Source organism: Duganella violaceipulchra (assembly GCF_019166075.1).
GTDB classification, from domain to species: domain Bacteria; phylum Pseudomonadota; class Gammaproteobacteria; order Burkholderiales; family Burkholderiaceae_D; genus Rugamonas; species Rugamonas violaceipulchra.
On sequence record NZ_JAHTGR010000064.1, the window covers coordinates 1 to 2,444 of the forward strand.

At 68.0% G+C, this 2,444-nt stretch carries 1 protein-coding gene; it reads left to right on the top strand.

Annotated elements, in window-relative coordinates; translation table 11 throughout:
• Window positions 1-2,444, top strand: a 2,444-nt coding sequence (locus tag KVP70_RS32955; protein WP_217946656.1) for a condensation domain-containing protein, incomplete at both ends; no start/stop codon positions are given.

Here is a 2,444-nt window from a genome sequence, read left to right on the forward strand (position 1 = left end):
CACCTCCGGCCGGCTTGGCCGCGACGATGCGGTGCTGCATATTGGTCGGCCGATCGCCAACACACAGGTCTACATCCTCGACGCCTGGCGCCAGCCGGTGCCGCTGGGCGTGGCCGGTGAGTTGTACGTCGGCGGGGCCGGCGTGGCGCGCGGCTATCTGAACCTGCCGGAAATGACCGAGGAACGCTTCGTGCCCGATCCGTTCGCCGGCGTGGCCGGCGCCCGCATGTACAAGACGGGCGACCTGGGACGCCATCTGGCCGACGGCAACATCGAATACCTGGGGCGCAACGACTTTCAGGTCAAGATCCGCGGCTTCCGCATCGAGTTGGGCGAAATCGAAGCCAGGCTGTCGGCCTGCGCCGGCGTACGCGAGGCGGCGGTGCTGGCGCGCGAGGACCAGCCGGGCGACAAGCGGCTGGTCGCTTACGTGGTCGCTGGCGATGGCGTACAGCTCGACCTGGCGGTGCTGCGTACGGAACTGGCGCAGACGCTGTCGGACTACATGGTGCCGAGCGCGTTCATGGTGCTCGATGCGCTGCCGCAGACGCCGAACGGCAAGCTCGATCGCAAGGCGCTGCCGGCACCCGATGGCGGTGCCTACGCGGTGCGCGGCTACGAGGCGCCGCAGGGCGAGAGCGAATTGCTGTTGGCGGCGATCTGGGGCGAGCTGCTGCAACGCGAGCAGGTGGGACGTCACGACAACTTCTTCGAGCTGGGTGGCCATTCGCTGCTGGCGGTGGCGCTGATCGAGCGCATGCGCCGGGCCGGCGTGCAGACCGACGTGCGCACCTTGTTCGGCACGCCGACCATCGCGGCGCTGGCCGCCGGTACCGGGGCGGGCGACGTGGTGGTGCCGGCCAACGGCATCGCCGACGGCTGCGATGCGATCACGCCGGACATGCTGCCGCTGGCGCAACTGAGCCAGCTGGAGATCGACGGCATCGTCGCGGCGGTGCCGGGCGGCGCCGCCAACATCCAGGACATCTATCCATTGGCGCCCTTGCAGGAAGGGATACTGTTCCACCACATGATGCAGGCCGAAGGCGACGCCTACCTGCTGCCGACGCTGATCGAGTTCGATACGCGTGCGCGCCTGGACGGCTTCCTGTCGACCTTGCAGACGGTGGTCGATCGCCACGACATCCTGCGCACCGCGGTGCTGTGGGATGGCCTGGCCGAACCGGTACAGGTGGTGTGGCGCAGGGCGCCGCTGACTGTCGAGGAAGTGGAGCTGGACGCGGCGGACGGCGCCATCGCGGAGCAATTGGCCAGCCTTTATGCGCCAAGCCGGCAACGGCTCGATGTGCGCCAGGCGCCGCTGATGCGTGGATTTGTCTGTGCCGACCGCGCCCATGGCCGCTGGCTGTTGCAACTGCTGACGCATCATTTGGCGATCGACCATACGACACTGGAAATCCTGGTCGAGGAAATCCACCTGATCCAGCAAGGCCAGGCGGCGCAACTGCCGCCGGCGCTGCCGTTCCGTAATTTTGTTGCGCAGGCGCGTCTGGGTGTCAGTCAGCAGGAGCATGAGGCCTTCTTTGCCGGCATGCTGGCCGATATCGACGAGCCAACTGCGCCTTATGGCTTGCTCGACGTCCGCGGCGACGGCACGCAGATCAAGGAGAGCAAGCGCGAACTGCCTGCCGCTCTGGCGGTGCGGCTGCGCGCGCAGGCGCGCGGGCTAGGCGTCAGCGCGGCCAGTCTGGTGCACCTGGCTTGGGCGCAGGTGCTGGCCAAGCTGTCCGATCGCCGCGACGTGGTGTTCGGTACGGTGCTGTTCGGCCGTATGCAGGCCGGCGAAGGCGCCGGACGTGTGCTCGGCATGTTCATCAACACGCTGCCGGTGCGTGTCACGATCGACGAGCAGGATGTGGCGCAAGGGGTGCGCGGCACGCACGCGCTGCTGACGCAGTTGCTGCGGCACGAGCACGCGTCGCTGGCGCTGGCGCAGCGCTGCAGCGGCATCGCCGCGCAGACGCCGTTGTTCTCGTCGCTGCTGAACTATCGTCACAGCAGCCTGCCCGGCGGCGGCAGGGACGACCAGGCCCACGCGGGTTGGGAAGGCGTGGAAGTGGTGGGGGGAGAAGAGCGCACCAACTATCCATTGACCTTGTCGGTGGACGATTTCGGCGATGGTTTCAGCCTGACGGCGCAGGTCGACCAGTCGGTGTCGGCCGAACGCATCTGCGACTACATGCAGACGGCGCTGGAGGGCATCGTCGCGGCGCTGGAAACGGCGCCGCAGACGGCGCTGGCGGAGATCGGCGTGCTGTCGGCGGCGGAACGCCGCCAGGTGCTGGTTGAATGGAATGCGACGGCGGCGGACTACGAGCAGGATGTTTGCCTGCACGAGCTGTTCGAACGCCAGGCCGAGCGCACGCCGCACGCGGTGGCGCTGGTGCATGAGCAGCGCCAGGTCAGCTACGCCGAGCGCATTG